Below are 15,676 nucleotides of genomic sequence, written 5' to 3' on the forward strand. Positions count from 1 at the left end.
TCCGACGCAGGTTGCATCGCGGGTACGGAGCTCTTCGTCGATGGAGGGCAGGCCCAAGTCTGACGACTGGCCTGGGCGGATGGTTCGTCAATTGAATGAAAGAGGATATGACCATGCTTGAAGTGTTTGCCTTTGCCACGCCCAACAGCCTCAAGGTCTCCATCGCGCTGGAAGAGTTGGGGCTGGACTACCGGCTCGTCCCCGTCAATTTGCGTCAGGGGGAACAGAAGAGCGAAGCCTTCAGAGCCTTGAATCCCAACGCCAAAGTGCCCGTGCTTATTGACCGCTCCTCCGAGCCAGGCGTCGACGATGTGGTGCTCGGTGAGTCCGCCGCCATCCTGGTCTACCTCGCAGAGAAAACCGGGCAACTGCTTGCGAATGATGGCATTCATCGTGGCAAGGTATTCGAACAACTCTTCTTCCACGCGTCCGGCCTGAGTCCCGCGTTCCTGCAGGCGTTCCTGGTCAACCTGCAGTCGTCACCGCAAGCTGAAGCCCAAGCACGTGCTTTATCGGAAGTCGATCGAGTTCTGGGGGTGCTCAACCACAATCTTGAGCAGCGTCCTTATGTGGCTGGTGAGACCTACAGCATTGCCGATATCGCACATTTCGGGTGGGTGTGGCGTCACCAGGCAATCGGCGCCTCTCTCGCCCAGTTCCCGTTTGTGACTCGCTGGTACGAAGACGTCTCGGCGCGACCCGCAGTCGTTACGGCCATCAACAAGACTTTGGCGCTGGCTCAATAACGCAACGCCCACTCGCTCAACAGTCAATGACTAAGGAGAAGAATCATGAGTGCTCGCATCAATGAACTGCTGCTTCGCAACCTTCAGGAGGTCTTTGGTGAAGGTGACGCGTCCCGTCGTCGTGAGGCCATCATGGAACTCTACACAGAGGATTGCATGATCTACGTGCCTCCAGGTGTGTTTGTCGGGCACGACGCGCTGGACAAACTTGCCGGAGATCTTCGCGCGATGCACCCGCACTTCGTGTACACCCCGCACAGTAAGCCGCAGGCGCTCCACAATGCCGGTCGCCTGGCTTGGGGCTCTGGTCCGCGCGGTGAGTCACCTGATTACACGGGCTGGGATGTGATCATCGTTCGCGATGGGAAGATAGCGGCGCTCTATGTCTTTCTCGATAGCGATCCCACCTGAAACAACCGAGTGCTCTTGCTTGGCTCCACTGGGACGGCGAGCAAGAGTACTTCCTCCATGAAAGCGGAAAAGGGGGGGCGTTGTCCGCTGCTGGTGCCCTTACCGACCGACTGACCTGCACAGCGTCAGTCGGCCTGCATGCAGGATTTAAACCGTAGCGAACGGGTAGTCGTTGTAGCCGCGGTGATCGCTGGTGTAGAACGTGCTGCGGTCGTAGGCATTGAGCGGCAGGTCGTTCTGCACGCGATGCGGCAGATCAGGGTTGGCGACGAAATCTCGGCCAAAGGCGACCAGGTCGGCGTCTCCGTCTCGGACCGCAGCGGCAGCCGACTCGGCATCAAAGCCACCGGCGGCGATGATCGGGCCGTTGAATATCACTCGCAGATGCTGTGCAGCCACCGGCGCTCCGCCTTCGCGAATATCCACCTCGCCTTTTACGCGGGGCTCGATAATGTGCAGGTAGGCGACGCCCAATGGGTTGAGTTGACCGGCAGCATAACCGAAGGTCGCCATCGGATTGCTGTCCGCCATGCCGCCGAATTCGCCGGCCGGCGACAGGCGCACCCCCACGCGATCAGCACCGAACACCGAGATGGCTGCCTTGGTCACGTCGAGGAGGAAACGGACGCGGTTTTCCACCCGGCCACCGTAGGAGTCGGTACGCAGGTTCGTACCATCCTGGATGAACTGATCAATCAGATAACCGTTCGCACCGTGGATCTCGACGCCGTCGAAGCCGGCAGCTAGCGCGCGCGTGGCGCCCAGGCGACCCCGTTGGAGTTCGTCGGTGCGCGCATTATTCAAGGCGCTGCGAGTGGCGTGCTGGCACCGCTTTCGATGACCATTGCAATAGAGGCACTGCCACCTGCGCGGCGCGCGAAATTTGGTTCGATGTTCACGGCCATTGTGCTCTTGGGCATCGTCAGCGGCCCGGGTATCGGTGGTTGGCTCAGCGAACATTACGAATGGCGCTCGATCTTCTACATCAGCCTTCCGCTATCGGTGTTTATCTTCCTGGTGTTGACGCTTTTGCTTGCCGAGAAAAAGTCCGAGAAAAGTCCGTCTTTTGACTTTTTTGGCGTCGGCACCTTCACGCTAGGCATGATCGGGTTACAAATGTTGCTGGATCGTGGTGAGCGTCTGGACTGGTTTGCTTCGCCCGAGATCTGGCTGGAAGCGGTGGCAGGAGCAGTAGGGCTCTACCTGTTCGTTGTTCATGTACTGACTGCGAAAGTGCATTTTCTCAACAAAAATTTGTTCAAAGACCGCAATTTCGTGCTGTCGACGATCATCTTTTTCGCACTCGGTTTTGTGCTGTTGCCGACGATGGCCCTGACATCCCCGATGTTGGATGAGCTGCTGGGGTTCCCTCCGAACACGACAGGCTACCTGACGATACCGCGAGGTGTAGGGCTTGTAGGTGCATTCATCCTGATGGGCCGCATTCCCGATCGTATCGACCGTCGACCCTTCGTTGCGGCAGGCGTAGCCGTGGTGGTTTATGCCAACTGGCTGATGCTCGGTTACTCGCCTGGGATGGACTGGTCGCCCGTGGCGATTGCCGGTGCAATCCAGGGTGTTGGCCTCGGTGTCTTGATGCCGTCGATCACCAAGGTGGCGTTCAGCACACTCGACCCCAAGTTCCGCCCGGAAGGTACCGGTTTGTTCAATCTGGCACGTGTCTACGGGAGCACGATCGGCGTTGCGGTCGTGCAAACCTTCTTTTTCAACAATACGCAAGCGATGCACCTGGCGCTGGCAAGCAATCTGACGCCCTATCGCGCCGCTGCACATTCGATGATGGCGTCGATGTCCTTGCAGGCACTTGGGGGACTCAACGAAATGATCACCGGCCAGGCGGCTTTTATCGCGATTATCGACCAGTTCAAGATCTTGATGCTGGCAATGGTGGTGGTGAGCCCGCTGGTTATGTTTCTTCGCAAACCCGTTCCGACCAACTAGTTATCGTGGAGTCTGCCAAATGAAATCCCATGCATTCGTCATCAACAGACATCGGCTCCCAACGACAATTGGTGCGGTGTCGGCTCTTATGTTCCTGTCCGCCTGTACCGTCGGCCCTGACTTTCAAACGCCCGCGGCAAGCCTGTCGCAGCACTACGATCAACAGGCCGAGCAGCGTCTTGGCCAGAGTGGCAACAAGCTCGGTGAACAACACATCGACCTGGGCAGGAAGGTCAGCGGTGAATGGTGGTCTGCCTTCCATTCGCAGAAACTCGACAAGGTTGTACGCCGGGCAATTGACGGCAATCTTGAGCTCGTGGCCGCAGACGCAACGATCCGGCAAGCGGCATCCTCTGTCGCCGCGGCGCAGGGCGCACTGTATCCGCAGGTCGACTTTGGCGCTCAGGCTGGCCGTCAACGGGTACACAACGGGCCCGAGCCATCGGTCTCCAACTTCTATTCGATTGGCCCGCGGGTCGGCTTCGACCTTGACGCGTTCGGCGGTAACAAGCGGCAGGTCGAGCAGCAGGAAGCGTTTACGGATCTTCAGAAGCATCGATACGAAGCGGCGTAACTGACCCTGACTGGCGATGTCGCGAGCCAAGCGTTGTTGGTTGCCTCTGCAAACGCACAGATGGAAGCCGTCGAGAAACTGCTCGCCAATGACGTAAAGAATCTCGAGCTCGTGCGCATGGCGCACACCAATGGCACCACCACGCAGATCGACGTTTCGCTGGCCGAGACGCGGCTCGCTCAGGACCGCACGCTGTTGCCGCCCCTCGCTCAGCAGCGTGATTCGGCACGGCACGCTCTATCGATTCTGACGGGAAAAGGCCCAGGGGACTGGATCGCGCCTGACTTCGATCTTGCCGAGTTTGTCTTGCCGTCAAACGTGCCAGTGAGCTTGCCCTCTGAGATGGCCCACGACCGGCCCGATGTACTGCAAGCAGAGGCTGAATTGCAGATGGCCAATGCCGCCGTTGGAGTCGCGACAGCGAACCTCTATCCCCATGTAACGCTGTCCGCGTCTCTAGCACAGGCTGCTTCAGGCAATGGCGGCGCCGCACTCTGGGGCTTCGCTGCGGGCTTGGCGGGTCCGATCTTCGATGGCGGCACGCTCAAGGCTGAACGTCAGGTTGCAGTCGATGGCTACAAGGCGACGCTCGCCGGCTACCAGCAGACCGTCATTAAATCGTTCGGCCAGGTCGCAGACACGCTGCAAGCAATCAACCATGACGCAGAGGAAAACCTGGCGCAGGAAGACGCGTTACGAGCGGCGGAAACTAGTTTTCGGTTGAACCAACAAGCCTATGCGCAAGGCGAAAACAGCATTCTCCAAGTACTGGAGGCGGAACGTGCCTATGAGCAGGCGTTGCTGGGTCGAATCAGAGTGAAGACGGCGCAGTATCTCGACACGGTGCGGCTGTATGTGGCACTCGGCGGTAATTCCGTTGGTGTGTTTGAGCAAAGAGTGGCCAGTCGCGAAGAGCGGAAAACTTCCTTCCACAAAAAACGAACCTGAAAGCCGCGAGCAGGCTACACACAAGTTTAGCCCAATGATCAGGTTGTGTTGCGTATTGCCTGCTCTCGTACAGCCATGTGTAAAAGCATCCCATCAGTTTTCGTTCGTGCAACGTCCTTGAACCTGATAGTCCAGCACATGTTCCCGCGCCTGATGATCCAGGTAATCGAGACGGGCCGGAGTTACGCCGCATTGGTCCGAAATGTCAGTCATGGATATGACTTTCGCAACGTCCAAGTGGAAGAAGAAACCGATCTTGTCGTGGATCACCGCCGAGGTGTCGGTGGTATCGGCGAAGGCTGAACCGGTGGCGAGGAGGGCGGCGAATCCGAGTATGAACAGTTTCATGGCAGTATCTCCCTGTCTAAGGTGGGCTGCCTGTTGTTTGGCAGTGAATTCACAGTAACAAGGCAACTCCAACAGCCGACGAACAGCACAATGACAAAGTTGTAATGCAATCTTGTCCGAGGCTAAGGCTGATGTGCTCCAGCGGCATGTCGCTGAGGTGATCGAGTCTGCTTTGCAGCGCTGGATCAATCAGCACCGGCAGGAGCGAAATGGCGTTACCTCGTCGATCGTCCGCCTGAGCGACGACCGCAAACAACAACGCCAGCAGCAGGATTTTGCATAGATGAATCCCTCATGTGCGGTACATATTGGTCTATTTGAGGAGCAGGGCAGTAGTGGCATCAAAGAGTTATAGTTAGTTGGCAGAACAGACCGCTGGCAGAATTTCAATGCAGTATTAATTAGCTCAACTAAATAGAGATTTAGTTTAGTTATAACTATTAGCCATTATAAAGTAGGGCGGCTGCCGCTAGAGTAGGGCAAAGAATTTTCAGGGATTTCAAGGCATGCTGGACCCTAAAAGAGCACTTAATCGGCGTATGAAGTTACGCCAAGGCGTTCAGATGAAGGATTTAAAATTCTCTCTTTTCCCAAAGGTTATTGAGATCCTTCAAGCCAAATCTGCAACTGTTGCCAACGTGATACTCGGTACAACTCCCAGGATGAAGCTAAGCTGCGCCCGTTATCAGCTGATTAATGCGATCCGGCATGCCTGGCTGATCTGTCATGAAGGTTGTGGCTCTATAAGCTACGGTCGGCAGACCGACAAGCACGGCGACCACAGCGGGCCGCTGCATGACTTCATCGTGTCTCTAACGCAGCTTCTGCAATGTGCACCCAATACTGACTGGCTGCACCGCGAGATTAGGTCGCTCGATCAACAGATGCACCCAGGCATCACGATGCCCTGATTTCACCACGTCACACCGGGAGCGGATCCCGTCACCGTTGACTTGTCGCCAATCCGGCATAGTCAGGGGATGTGAAATGCCTACAAAATCCAGATGGTTCAAAGCCGCAGTATTTGCATTGCAGTTCATCACAATTCCGCTGCGGGTCCATGATGCTGTCATCGTGCATGGTCAGTGTGTTCCTGCAATCACAGCGAGGGATGAACGACGCGCTGAGGGGACTAGCCTGGCTCCAAATCTGACCATCAGAGTCCCCACGTAAGAATACAAAGGTACGCATAATGTATATTATGTTAAACGATGTGCTATGTAAGAAATGTTCATGAGCCTCGCAAGGCACTAACGGGCCATGTACTCCGTGTTCATGGCGAGTCATTTTGTGATTGCTGCCTTGGGTTTCGACGATCTCCCCGCTGTCGGTTTTTATCGCGAATGTTGATGGCATCCTCCAAGCCTCAACAGTTTCCGCACCAAGGGAAAACTTACTGTGCCATGTCGTCTTTCTTCATCGTGTCCTTGCCCATGGAGTCATTGGACATAGTGCCTTTTTTCATCGTGTCCTTCTTCATGGTGTCTTTGGACATAGTGCCTTTTTTCATGGTGTCCTTGCCCATGGAGTCATTGGACATGGTGCCCTTTTTCATTGTGTCTTTCTTCATTGTGTCTTTCGACATGGTGTCATTGCTCATGCTGTCGTTGCTCATGGTATCGGCGGCATACACACTGGCCACGCCCAGTGCCAGGCACATTGAGAGTATGGCAGTCGTTAACTTTTTCATGATGTAACTCCTTGAAGCACAGGTTGCGAATGAACGCAGCGAGGGCTGCGCGGTGACGTTGCTCAGCGCTCTGTCAGCTGCCGCCGAACCAGTTGTAACCCTGGTCTTCCCAGTAGCCGCCACTGTAGGTGTTGCTGACGAATATCGCCTGAATGTGTTTGGGGTTCTTGTAGCCCAGCTTGGTGGGCATACGCAGTTTCATCGGGAAGCCGTACTGACGAGGCAGAACTGCACCGTCATAGGTCAGCGTCAGTAGGGTTTGCGCATGCAGTGCGGTGGCCATGTCGATGCTGGTGTAGTAGTCGTCCGCACATTTGAAGCCGACATATTTCGCGTCCGTGTCGGCACCGACCCGCTTCAGGAAATCGCTGAACCGTACCCCGCCCCACCGACCGATTGCGCTCCAGCCTTCGACGCAGATGTGCCGAGTGATTTGCTCGGTCTGCGTCATGGCTCGCAGTTCTTCGAGCCGCCAACTGCGCTTGTCCGCGACCAGTCCGGTCACTTCCAGTCGATAATCGGCCTCCTCGACAACAGGTACCTCATCAATGTCGTAGAAGGCGTTGAAGGGAAATGGTCGGGTAATCATCGACTCCGGATAGGTCGGTGCCAGTGCGTTGGGGTTGAACAACCAGCCCTGCACCCGATCATTGAACCGGGACATTGAGGACAACGCGGTCTCAACGCTTTCGCTGTCGGTCAGGTTGCAACCGGACAACATGGCCACGCCGCCGAGGGTCAGGCCTCGTAGCAGAAACGACCGGCGTGAGCGGTCTTCTATTTGTATTTGAGGCGCAATGATTTTTCTGGCGTCTGTCAGGATGGACGACTCGTCCAGCCCCGCCCCTTCTTTTCGCTTGTTCATACGCGCTCCTTGCGACCGACGATCATCGCCCACAGCGTTTTAGGAACCAGTGCGACCATCACCAGATGAACCGCGACGAACCCCATCAACAGTGCCATTGCGATGAAGTGCACGTGACGTGCGCCCTCGTAGCCACCCATCAACTCGCGCAGTGTTGCGAACTGAACGGACTTCCAAAGCACCAACCCGGAAACAACCATCATCGCGATGTCGACCATTACGAACAGATAAGCAACCCGTTGCACCTGGTTGTAATAGCTCAAGTCGGCATGCCCCAAGCGTCCTTTCAACGCAGCCCATAGGTCACGCACCACACCTTTGGGTGATACCGGAAAAAAGCGACGGAACAGACGGCCACTGGCAACATTGATGATCAAATAGACGAGGCCGTTGAAAACCAGCAACCACATTGCAGCGAAATGCCACTGCAGTGCCCCGCCCAGCCAACCGCCCAGAGTGATCGATTTTGGAAAGCTAAAGTCGTACAAAGGAGATGCGTTGTAGATTCGCCAACCACTGGTGACCATCACCAGCACGGCCAAAGCATTCAACCAATGAGTCAACCTTAGCCAGCGGGGATGGCTGATCACCGGATGCGGAGAGGTAGCGCTGGTCGATGTAGGCAACGCTGACATGATCGGCTCCAAGCGTTAGGTTTGTTGGGAATTATGTAGGCCTACACATCCCCAAATCCTCACGCAAAGTTAAATTAAACGTGATAACTCCGAAGCCAATTTTAGACGCCCGTATCAGAGGGTGCAGAGGCGTACTCGCCACGCGCATGGGGTTTGTACGCGAAAGTCGGCGAACAGACGGCGATGCTGGATTACTTGGCCAAAGATGACACCTTGACTGGATTGCACAACCGGCGCGGAATGTACGGGGAATTTGAAAGCGCGATTAACAAGGCTCAATGTGAGCGCTCCAAGCCGTGGAGAGCAGGTGCATAACCCTCTCTATTTCGCAAAACAGCCCAGAGAAATAACTATGCAATCCAAGGATCACTGGGAAAACGTCTACACGACCAAAACCGCCGATGAGGTCAGTTGGTTTCAAGAGCATGCCGCACTCTCCCTCAAGTTGATTCGAGAGGCGGGCGTACCGCTTACGGCTTCGATCATTGATGTTGGCGGCGGCGCATCAACGCTGGTTGATGATCTCTTGGCTAACGGCTATGAAAACGTCACGGTGCTTGACCTTTCCGGGGCAGCGCTTGCCACGGCAAAAACCAGGCTCGGCGTCCAGGCTTCGAGCGTACAGTGGCAAGAAGCCAATATCCTCGAAACCAAGCTTGATTCGAACGCCTACGATGTGTGGCATGACAGAGCCGTATTTCATTTTTTAACCACAGCAGAAGAGCGGCATGCCTATGTCCAGGCGGTGCTTAGGGCGGTTAAACCTGGAGGTCTGGTCATCGTGGCAACCTTTGCGGAGGATGGGCCAAGCAAATGCAGTGGCTTGCCGGTAATGCGTTACGATGCCGATGAGCTTCATGCCGAATTTGGTGAGCCGTTTGTTTTGCTTGGACATGAAAAAGAGTCTCACCATACCCCCGGGGGCAATGAGCAGAAGTTCGTTTACTGTTTTTGCCGCAAGGTAATCTGAGAGCCCTTACTGAGTACGATGCGCCAGGTTGCGAACTTCATCAGCAACCACTGCAAAGCAGCGTCCCGCCTCCCCTGCCCTTGCCGCCTCAATGGCGGCATTCACGTTGCTGCTGGATCGGCGGACACTTTACCGAGCCAAACGAACAGAACACACAGCAGTCACCCGCCTTTGGGCGCAACAGCGCCTTGCAGTTGCTGCATTCGTAGAAAAACTGGCAAGCGTTCGTAGGCATGGTTTCCAGCTTCGCAAAACCGCATTGCGGGCAGGTCAGCACAGACTCAAGAACGATGGTGTCCATTAACGCCTCACTTGTGGACGGTCGAGGGGTAACCTGCGTTTGTGGTTGCCCCGGTCAGTGCTTCGGGCTGGGACTGGTCAGCGTCATAGGTGACGGTGGCAGTCTTCTTGTCGAAATCGACCTTGACCGTCTTGGGAGTCGCAGCCAGCACCGCAAAGGGAATGGCGGTCAGCATGATCATTAGTAGTTTGCGCATGGGGAACTCCTAGTAAAACAGTGGAGCCAGTGACGGTACGGCGAGTAGAGCGAGCAACAGTGTGGCGACGATCCAGAACGTGAGCTGCTGCCGCTTGTATCATTCTAGATATCGTACTTAGGTACGGAGTCAAGGAGTCTGTAATAGTTACAGGTTTGCCGGGCCTACTCCGACCTTAAGCACGCAGCCATGCCGAACTGAAAAAGCGCGGCCGGAGGACATACCAGCATTGGTGCTTTAGCTGGACAGGTTTTCGAGCACATATTCGGCCGCGGCCAAATCCTGCGCACCAATACCAACGAGTTTTGCCACTGTGATATCTGCACTCTTCGTGCGTCCAATCTTGTGCCCAGCCAACACCTCACCTATTTCCCCCGCCACGCTCTCAGGGCGGTATTGTCCTTGTTGAATGGCGCGTAAAACATCTCCATTCGAAACCGTCGTCTCGATCGAGTCTACGAAGACCCGAGCACGTTGCAATACCACGGCGTCTAACTCGCACTTGGTCGGATCGTCTGCGCCAACGGCTGTTATGTGCTGCCCTTCGCGTAACCATTCTCCTCGTACCAGTGGTTCCCTGGAGAGCGTCGCAGTGATGAGCACATCGGTGCTGCGAACCGTTTTCTCTAGGTCGCTGGTCACACGGATTTCGACATTGGGCAACCTCTCAATCAGGCGATTTTTCAGAGAGTTGGCTTTGTCTACATTGCGTCCCCAGATCAGCAGTGTCTCGAATGGGCGCTCGCGATAAAGAGCTTGCGGTTGCCAATATGCCTGCACACCTGAACCGAGAACGGCCGCTGTTTTGATTCTGGTTGGCGCGAACGCTCGAGCAGCTAGCGCACCCGCTGCGGCAGTGCGTATGTCTGAGAGGTAATGTTCTTCATTGAGCAATGCAAGCGTATGCCCCGTGTCTGCGTCGAAGACTCCAATGAATCCCCCTTGGGGCTGGCCTCGTTCGAGGTTGACCTTAAACCAGGGTGAAACCTTGACGATGTACACGCGATGTCCGCGTAAGGTTCCGGTTTTGATGACAACATCACCCAACTCTGGTGTAGCGGCGGGAAACATTACGATCAAGCCGTTCTCGGCCTGCTTAGCGCTAGATTCCTGAAAGGCGCGGGAAACAGGTTCGATTAAGTCCTCAAATTTCACAAGTGCCCGAAGTTCATCGGCGTTTATTACGCGAACACTCATGGCAGCGCCTCCAATGTGCCACGCCCAACGAAGGCAACGTCCCCGCCGACCTTAACCGTAGTGACTGCGCTGCTGCTGCCTTCGGGCTTCACACGAAGCACACTCGGGCGTCCAGTGAAGCGCCCCTGATGAAGCGTGAATATTTCACCAGGTCTAGCCAAACCATGTTTTAAACGGTACGCACCGATAACTCCTGCGGCGCTGCCAGTGGCGACATCCTCCATAATCCCGTCATTGTTCCAGTGCCGCACTTCGAGCGCCGTCTCGTCGAGCAGTACTGCAAATTGCGCGCCTACGTCTGATAGCAGTTCAGTGATGTCCGCCACGATACGCGCACGTTCAAGCACATCGGCTTGAACTGGCACAACCAAATAGCGCAGGCCCGTACTGACCACTTCCATAGGAAGGTCGGCATGTAAATCGCTGAGTTCTAGGTTAAACGCTCGAGCAATTACATCGCGGTCACATACCGAACCGAGGAATTCCGGAGCTCCCTGATCGAGCAGAGCGTAGAAGCCGCGATCAGTACGTTCGGTGGTAACGCTGACAGTTTTGCTTGGCAAAATCACCTGCCAGGTTTGGCGCACGGCCTTATTTGTGGAATCGAAAAGCGTTGCCGCTGCCCCGATGATCGGATGACCCGCGAAAGGTAACTCTCCGAACAAATCATAGACTCGAGCACGAACCGTCTGAGGGTGTTCGGTCTGCTCAAGAAAAATTGCTTCGAAGTGTCGTAGTTCTTGCGTAATACGTAGCATCTGATCGGAACTCAAGCCTCGAGCATCGGAGATGACCGCAAGACTGTTCCCGCTGTATGGAGTGGAGCTGAAAACATCAACGTGAATGAATTCAATGGTCATGGTGATCCTTCACAGCTCTTTAAGGTCTTGGGAGAGTTGCGTGATAGCAACCTCATTACGTCGGTAAAACACCCAGCCTTTTTTACGTGTCGCAATAAGCAACTGAGCATCGGTTAGAAGCGTCAGATGACGCGAAGCAGTGGCAGCGGCAACGCCGAGCTTCTCGCGGATGTAATCGGCGCAAACGCCGTCAGCCTCAAAGTCGCCATCCACTTGCGGGGGGAAATGCGTCACGGGTTCTTTGAGCCATTCGAGAACACGAAGACGTGGCTCGCTGGCCAATGCCTTAAGCACAACAAGATAATCCATCATAGCTCTACCTTTTAGCTGTTTCGCATAATAGCTAAATGATAACCGTCGCTCCTAGTAAGTCAATGCTGACGAACCTGCCATTCAATCTGAGCACTTTAATCCGAGCACGGCATTGGCCATCCACCAGACCTACCCATTGAGCCTCGGCCTTTTCAAGGGCGGTAGTAGCAGAAGATAACCAGGTCTGCTCCAGCGGACGCAGATCGGTTTCGACCGGCGCTTTTTGACACCACTGATAGCGGTTATGCCAAGAGCCCAATGCTGATTGCAGCTCCTTTTGCGATCTAGCTGCATCCCTCGACAAGGGAGATAACTCGGGGAACGCTTCGGTTAGACAACGGGTTCGTTTGACCAGTATTTTCAATTCATGCCGATCAAATTGAACGTCATCCACGGCAGCATGTAATCGATCAATCTGCTTTCGAAGCGTTTTGGTGAAATGACAGAACCTCAGCGTTGTTGGAAGGCCTGCTTGGCTTTAGAGAGTTGCCATTAATCTGATATCGCCCGCCTGCCTTATTTCTGTCACACAACCCCCGTAGCTTTCCCTCGCTAACACGCTAGAGGGTGATCTTATGAACGCAGAGTGCCGGAAGAAAATTCGACGTTTAGCTGCGAACACAGACTCACGGAAGAGAATGATCGGCGCACCATGGAGGAATCAAATGCCGGCAATGCAAACGGCTGAGTACAGAGCCGAGCTTTTGCAACGATATCCAGTAGGGCTGATAGGCGATGCTGAACTCGAAGCATTGCTGAACAGTTGGCCCCGTCGTGCCAATGTGCACCGAAATTCGGATGCGGCCTAGGGGCCACGCCATCAGTTGGTTGCGAGCTGAGCCACTTCGCTGGATGTAACGAGCGCCTTCAGCGACGCATCGAACTGCTTCAGGGCGTCTACTTGCAGGTCACGTTGCTGGTTAATTTGCGCGGCAATCTCCGGAGCCGCTTTGCCATGAACCCAGACCGAGGGCAGTTCCTTTCCACGGTAGCCTTCGGCCTTGCCGATGTATTGCAGGTTCGAATCGTAGAACTTGGCCATGAATCGCGCTTCAACCTGGTTGTTGCGCTTCGACACCAGACGGCTGTAGGTGTCCAACATCACAACCACGTCAGGATGGGCTTGCACCAGAGCATCGAGGTTGTCGTACACGGTCACCGAGGCGAACTCTTTCTGCAGCGAACTCTTGAGCCAGTCGATCGCCAGTTTCGGATCAGAGCTGTTGACGAAGGCGTTGCTGATGCGCGAATCCAGCGCGGGATTCTTCGCGCCGTTCAGCGCTACAGAGTGGTACTGCTCCAGGTATTCGAGGGTGTTGACGGTGTTTTCGCTGTAAAGCACGCCCGCTGATTGGGCATGCTGCAGGCCAGTGGCGCTGTCGGCCATCGGTAGAAAATGGCAGGTCTGCTCACCGGCAGCGTAGGCAGGCGCTATGGCTGCAACACCACCGCTCAATACGGCGACAAGAGTCAGCAGGGTAGAAATTCTCATCGCGTATGTTCCTTCAGAGGCGGCTTCGGCATAGCGCTATCCTCCTCCTTTGCCGGCAAAACAGAACTTGCATTCCTTGATGATAACTATCAATTAAACGAATGGTGGAAAGCGTCGGGCGACATAGGCTGACGATCGCGCCGGCCTGCTTCTCAGGTAAGCGCTGGGATCAGGAAGGTGTGTTGGCCGGACGGTTCCCGGAATCAAAGTGGCCTAGCCGATCCACCGTTACTAAGTCACTGGTACTTTTTACTTTACTAGCCGCGTTTCTTTGGAAGGTCGGTAGCCAAAATACGAGCTATAGCACTTGCTGAAATGGCTGGGCGAAACAAAGCCACAGGCAACCAGCACATCGACCTGGGACAGCTCTGTGTGCTGGAGAAGTCGACGTGCCTCGGTGATACGCAGTTCCAGGTAATACCGTTGCGGTGTTGTTCCCAGTTGCTCCCTGAACAGGCGTTCGAGTTGCCGGCGTGAACGGCCAGCGTAGACCGCCAGTTGCTCCAACTCCAAAGGCTCTTCGAGGTTGGCATCCATCAGCTTGACCACCTCGCGTAATGGCGCGCTCAGACAGATATTTTCAGTTGGTTTTATGCGCCGGTAGCGCGACTCCTCGAAAGCCAGGATGTCCTCGATACCCTCGACGAGGGCTTTATCGTGCAGTCCTTTGATCCAGTCCAATGCCATATGAAATGCTCCAGAGGGACTGGATGCCGTGAGCCTGTCTCGATCAATGACATAGGGCTCACTGCTGACCTGCGTCGCCTTGCAGAACTCTGCGAGTGCGGGGCGATGTTCAGGGTGAATGGCGCAACGGTAACCGTCGAGTAATCCTGCGCGTCCCAGGAACCATGCGCCATTCCACAACCCGGCCAGACTGACACCCAGGTCTGCGGCAGTTCTCAGCACATGAATGAATTCCTCCGTTGCCTTGAGTTCTGTTCTGTAGCCGCCGCAAATGACCAGTAGATCCAAGTCTTTAATCATTGAACATTCGATACGGGCATCTGGCCGAATGACCAGGCCCAGATCGCTGACGACCTCCCCATCGTTCAAACAAAACGTCCGGGAAGAGAACGACTTGGGTCGCAGAAGATTCGCGGTGACAATGGTATCCAGCGCTTGGGTGAACGCGGGCAGCGAGAAATGTTCAAGCAGCAGAAATCCTGCCCGAACCGTTTGCATAGTCTCGCCGGGTTGCTCATTCAGATAGCGAAGGTTTTTCCCCTTCATGCCTCCGCTAAATTGGCGTCGTTCGATCAATACTCGACCCACTCCGTTACGTTTACGACCCTGTCGTTTGGTGCGTTGATAAAGCGCAATGCTAACCGTTGAAACTGTAGAAAGCCTTTATTGCATATCGCCATTCTGCAACGGATTATGCAAGTTGGAATTCGTGACGAAGAGGGTCTTTATCGTTGACAAAAATGGTGTTGTGTCCGGTAATCTGCGCCCAGCCACCGATGCATCACGTAATGATCTGGGTGAAGCCAACATGAAAACGGTCACGGCCCTTTTCACCGGTCTGCTCGCTGCCAGCGTGTGCGCGGCGACGAGCACCTGTGCAAATGCTGCGCCCCCTTCGCCGATCTTCAAGACCAGCTTCGACTGTGCAAAGGCAAGGGCATCCGTCGAAAAGCTTATCTGTCGCGATCCACAACTGGCGCAGATGGATATCGAACTGACGCGTCTTTATCGCCTGGCGCTCACGGATGAACATTCGGTACCGCGTCCAGACAAAGTCATGATCGACCAGCAGTTCTGGATCGAGGCCCGCAATCAGTGTGCCTCCGAGCCTGCGCCCAAGGCGTGCACGATCCGAAGTTATGCCGAGCGCGCGCATCAGCTACGACAAGGCTCGGCAATTGTGAGAACCAAGGATCCAGACAGACTCACCGAAGGCCCCCTGGTTTTTCGTTGTACAGGGTTTAACGCGCTGATTGCCGCCACCTTCTTTATCACACAGCCTGGTGTGGTGTACCTGAAATGGGCGAACACCTCGATCACCCTGAGCCAAGTGCCGAGTGATTCGGGAATCCAATACACTGGCAAGGATTACCAGGGAAACTACAGCTTCTGGCAAAACGGGAACGTGGTCCTTTTCCAGAAGCCAGGCTCAGGGGAAATGAGTTGTACGGCCGAGTCGGACGGCTGATTTTTCTGGCGCAA

General features: G+C 55.1%; 18 protein-coding genes and 3 pseudogenes. 7 read left to right on the plus strand and 14 right to left on the minus strand.

Features of this window, described 5'->3' with window-relative positions:
* Positions 1–107: 107 nt before the first annotated feature.
* Together NTD87_RS00930 and NTD87_RS00935 are read left to right on the plus strand one after the other, a co-directional pair.
* Entirely contained in the window at positions 108–746 is a 639-nt protein-coding gene (locus tag NTD87_RS00930; protein WP_262111230.1) for a glutathione S-transferase family protein, read from the plus strand.
* 45 nt (positions 747–791) lie between these two features.
* Positions 792–1,157, plus strand: a complete 366-nt coding sequence (locus NTD87_RS00935) for a nuclear transport factor 2 family protein (RefSeq protein ID WP_262111231.1) — start codon at positions 792–794, stop codon at positions 1,155–1,157.
* Positions 1,158–1,304: 147 nt separating this feature from the next.
* On the opposite strand, the gene NTD87_RS00940 is transcribed toward NTD87_RS00935, so the two are convergent.
* Positions 1,305–1,961, minus strand: coding sequence for a hypothetical protein (locus NTD87_RS00940; protein ID WP_262111232.1), 657 nt, complete (start codon positions 1,959–1,961; stop codon positions 1,305–1,307).
* Between NTD87_RS00940 and NTD87_RS00945 the strand changes: the two are divergent.
* Together NTD87_RS00945 and NTD87_RS00950 are read left to right on the plus strand one after the other, a co-directional pair.
* Positions 1,926–3,119 (plus strand): annotated as a pseudogene (locus tag NTD87_RS00945) (MFS transporter); the annotation flags it as partial. The gene NTD87_RS00940 and the pseudogene NTD87_RS00945 sit on opposite strands and share 36 nt — an antisense overlap.
* Positions 3,120–3,138: 19 nt before the next feature.
* Positions 3,139–4,641: pseudogene (locus NTD87_RS00950) on the plus strand (efflux transporter outer membrane subunit).
* Between the two features lie 93 nt (positions 4,642–4,734).
* Here NTD87_RS00950 and NTD87_RS00955 read toward each other — a convergent pair.
* Positions 4,735–4,989 (minus strand): DUF2790 domain-containing protein, encoded by a 255-nt coding sequence (locus NTD87_RS00955; protein WP_262111233.1) that lies wholly within the window; start codon positions 4,987–4,989, stop codon positions 4,735–4,737.
* A 506-nt stretch (positions 4,990–5,495) separates the two neighbouring features.
* Between NTD87_RS00955 and NTD87_RS00960 the strand changes: the two genes are divergently transcribed.
* Positions 5,496–5,900: a hypothetical protein gene (locus tag NTD87_RS00960; protein ID WP_262111234.1), complete on the plus strand. Its 405-nt coding sequence runs from the start codon at positions 5,496–5,498 to the stop codon at positions 5,898–5,900.
* Positions 5,901–6,382: 482 nt separating this feature from the next.
* Here NTD87_RS00960 and NTD87_RS00965 read toward each other — a convergent pair whose 3' ends face one another.
* From NTD87_RS00965 to NTD87_RS00975, 3 genes are all read right to left on the minus strand, one after another.
* Positions 6,383–6,679, minus strand: coding sequence for a pentapeptide MXKDX repeat protein (locus NTD87_RS00965; protein ID WP_262111235.1), 297 nt, complete (start codon positions 6,677–6,679; stop codon positions 6,383–6,385).
* A gap of 73 nt (positions 6,680–6,752) precedes the next feature.
* Positions 6,753–7,544, minus strand: a complete 792-nt coding sequence (locus tag NTD87_RS00970) for a molybdopterin-dependent oxidoreductase (protein ID WP_262111236.1) — start codon at positions 7,542–7,544, stop codon at positions 6,753–6,755.
* Entirely contained in the window at positions 7,541–8,179 is a 639-nt protein-coding gene (locus NTD87_RS00975; RefSeq protein ID WP_262111237.1) for a cytochrome b/b6 domain-containing protein, read from the minus strand. The genes NTD87_RS00970 and NTD87_RS00975 overlap by 4 nt, the downstream gene beginning before the upstream one ends.
* A 352-nt stretch (positions 8,180–8,531) precedes the next feature.
* Between NTD87_RS00975 and NTD87_RS00980 the strand changes: the two genes are divergently transcribed.
* The gene (locus NTD87_RS00980; protein WP_262111238.1) at positions 8,532–9,149 is read left to right on the plus strand and encodes a class I SAM-dependent methyltransferase; all 618 of its coding nucleotides are present in this window, start codon (positions 8,532–8,534) and stop codon (positions 9,147–9,149) included.
* A 9-nt stretch (positions 9,150–9,158) separates the two neighbouring features.
* Here NTD87_RS00980 and NTD87_RS00985 read toward each other — a convergent pair.
* The 9 genes and pseudogenes from NTD87_RS00985 to NTD87_RS01025 all read right to left on the minus strand — a co-directional run.
* Positions 9,159–9,254: pseudogene (locus NTD87_RS00985) on the minus strand (methyl-accepting chemotaxis protein); the annotation flags it as partial.
* Positions 9,238–9,450, minus strand: a complete 213-nt coding sequence (locus NTD87_RS00990; RefSeq protein WP_262111239.1) for a GDCCVxC domain-containing (seleno)protein — start codon at positions 9,448–9,450, stop codon at positions 9,238–9,240. The pseudogene NTD87_RS00985 and the gene NTD87_RS00990, both read right to left, overlap by 17 nt.
* A gap of 7 nt (positions 9,451–9,457) precedes the next feature.
* Positions 9,458–9,646, minus strand: coding sequence for a heavy-metal-associated domain-containing protein (locus NTD87_RS00995; RefSeq protein ID WP_262111240.1), 189 nt, complete (start codon positions 9,644–9,646; stop codon positions 9,458–9,460).
* A gap of 237 nt (positions 9,647–9,883) precedes the next feature.
* A complete protein-coding gene (locus NTD87_RS01000) occupies positions 9,884–10,843 on the minus strand; it encodes an ornithine cyclodeaminase family protein (RefSeq protein ID WP_262111241.1) in 960 nt (319 codons plus the stop codon).
* Positions 10,840–11,703, minus strand: coding sequence for a PhzF family phenazine biosynthesis protein (locus NTD87_RS01005; protein WP_262111242.1), 864 nt, complete (start codon positions 11,701–11,703; stop codon positions 10,840–10,842). The genes NTD87_RS01000 and NTD87_RS01005 overlap by 4 nt, the downstream gene beginning before the upstream one ends.
* 9 nt (positions 11,704–11,712) lie before the next feature.
* Positions 11,713–12,015, minus strand: coding sequence for an ArsR/SmtB family transcription factor (locus NTD87_RS01010; protein WP_262111243.1), 303 nt, complete (start codon positions 12,013–12,015; stop codon positions 11,713–11,715).
* A 31-nt stretch (positions 12,016–12,046) separates the two neighbouring features.
* Complete coding sequence (locus tag NTD87_RS01015; protein WP_262111244.1) at positions 12,047–12,409, minus strand: hypothetical protein; 363 nt, start codon at positions 12,407–12,409, stop codon at positions 12,047–12,049.
* A 426-nt stretch (positions 12,410–12,835) separates the two neighbouring features.
* Positions 12,836–13,507, minus strand: a complete 672-nt coding sequence (locus NTD87_RS01020) for an ATPase (protein WP_262111245.1) — start codon at positions 13,505–13,507, stop codon at positions 12,836–12,838.
* Positions 13,508–13,756: 249 nt separating this feature from the next.
* Positions 13,757–14,740: a GlxA family transcriptional regulator gene (locus NTD87_RS01025; RefSeq protein WP_262111310.1), complete on the minus strand. Its 984-nt coding sequence runs from the start codon at positions 14,738–14,740 to the stop codon at positions 13,757–13,759.
* A 262-nt stretch (positions 14,741–15,002) separates the two neighbouring features.
* Here NTD87_RS01025 and NTD87_RS01030 point away from each other — a divergent pair, with 262 nt between their 5' ends.
* Entirely contained in the window at positions 15,003–15,662 is a 660-nt protein-coding gene (locus NTD87_RS01030; protein WP_262111311.1) for an MliC family protein, read from the plus strand.
* The last annotated feature ends 14 nt before the right edge of the window (positions 15,663–15,676 follow it).

It is taken from the genome of Pseudomonas sp. 6D_7.1_Bac1, assembly GCF_025465945.1.
Classification (GTDB): Bacteria; Pseudomonadota; Gammaproteobacteria; order Pseudomonadales; family Pseudomonadaceae; genus Aquipseudomonas.

Bases quoted from the DNA above. Each gene is read 5' to 3' on its own strand.
- NTD87_RS00930 (WP_262111230.1), top strand. From the start codon at position 108: ATGACCATGCTTGAAGTGTTTGCCTTTGCCACGCCCAACAGCCTCAAG.
- NTD87_RS00935 (WP_262111231.1), top strand. From the start codon at position 792: ATGAGTGCTCGCATCAATGAACTGCTGCTTCGCAACCTTCAGGAGGTC.
- NTD87_RS00955 (WP_262111233.1), bottom strand. From the start codon at position 4,989: ATGAAACTGTTCATACTCGGATTCGCCGCCCTCCTCGCCACCGGTTCA.
- NTD87_RS00960 (WP_262111234.1), top strand. From the start codon at position 5,496: ATGCTGGACCCTAAAAGAGCACTTAATCGGCGTATGAAGTTACGCCAA.
- NTD87_RS00965 (WP_262111235.1), bottom strand. From the start codon at position 6,679: ATGAAAAAGTTAACGACTGCCATACTCTCAATGTGCCTGGCACTGGGC.
- NTD87_RS00970 (WP_262111236.1), bottom strand. From the start codon at position 7,544: ATGAACAAGCGAAAAGAAGGGGCGGGGCTGGACGAGTCGTCCATCCTG.
- NTD87_RS00975 (WP_262111237.1), bottom strand. From the start codon at position 8,179: ATGTCAGCGTTGCCTACATCGACCAGCGCTACCTCTCCGCATCCGGTG.
- NTD87_RS00980 (WP_262111238.1), top strand. From the start codon at position 8,532: ATGCAATCCAAGGATCACTGGGAAAACGTCTACACGACCAAAACCGCC.
- NTD87_RS00990 (WP_262111239.1), bottom strand. From the start codon at position 9,450: ATGGACACCATCGTTCTTGAGTCTGTGCTGACCTGCCCGCAATGCGGT.
- NTD87_RS00995 (WP_262111240.1), bottom strand. From the start codon at position 9,646: ATGCGCAAACTACTAATGATCATGCTGACCGCCATTCCCTTTGCGGTG.
- NTD87_RS01000 (WP_262111241.1), bottom strand. From the start codon at position 10,843: ATGAGTGTTCGCGTAATAAACGCCGATGAACTTCGGGCACTTGTGAAA.
- NTD87_RS01005 (WP_262111242.1), bottom strand. From the start codon at position 11,703: ATGACCATTGAATTCATTCACGTTGATGTTTTCAGCTCCACTCCATAC.
- NTD87_RS01010 (WP_262111243.1), bottom strand. From the start codon at position 12,015: ATGATGGATTATCTTGTTGTGCTTAAGGCATTGGCCAGCGAGCCACGT.
- NTD87_RS01020 (WP_262111245.1), bottom strand. From the start codon at position 13,507: ATGAGAATTTCTACCCTGCTGACTCTTGTCGCCGTATTGAGCGGTGGT.
- NTD87_RS01025 (WP_262111310.1), bottom strand. From the start codon at position 14,740: ATGAAGGGGAAAAACCTTCGCTATCTGAATGAGCAACCCGGCGAGACT.
- NTD87_RS01030 (WP_262111311.1), top strand. From the start codon at position 15,003: ATGAAAACGGTCACGGCCCTTTTCACCGGTCTGCTCGCTGCCAGCGTG.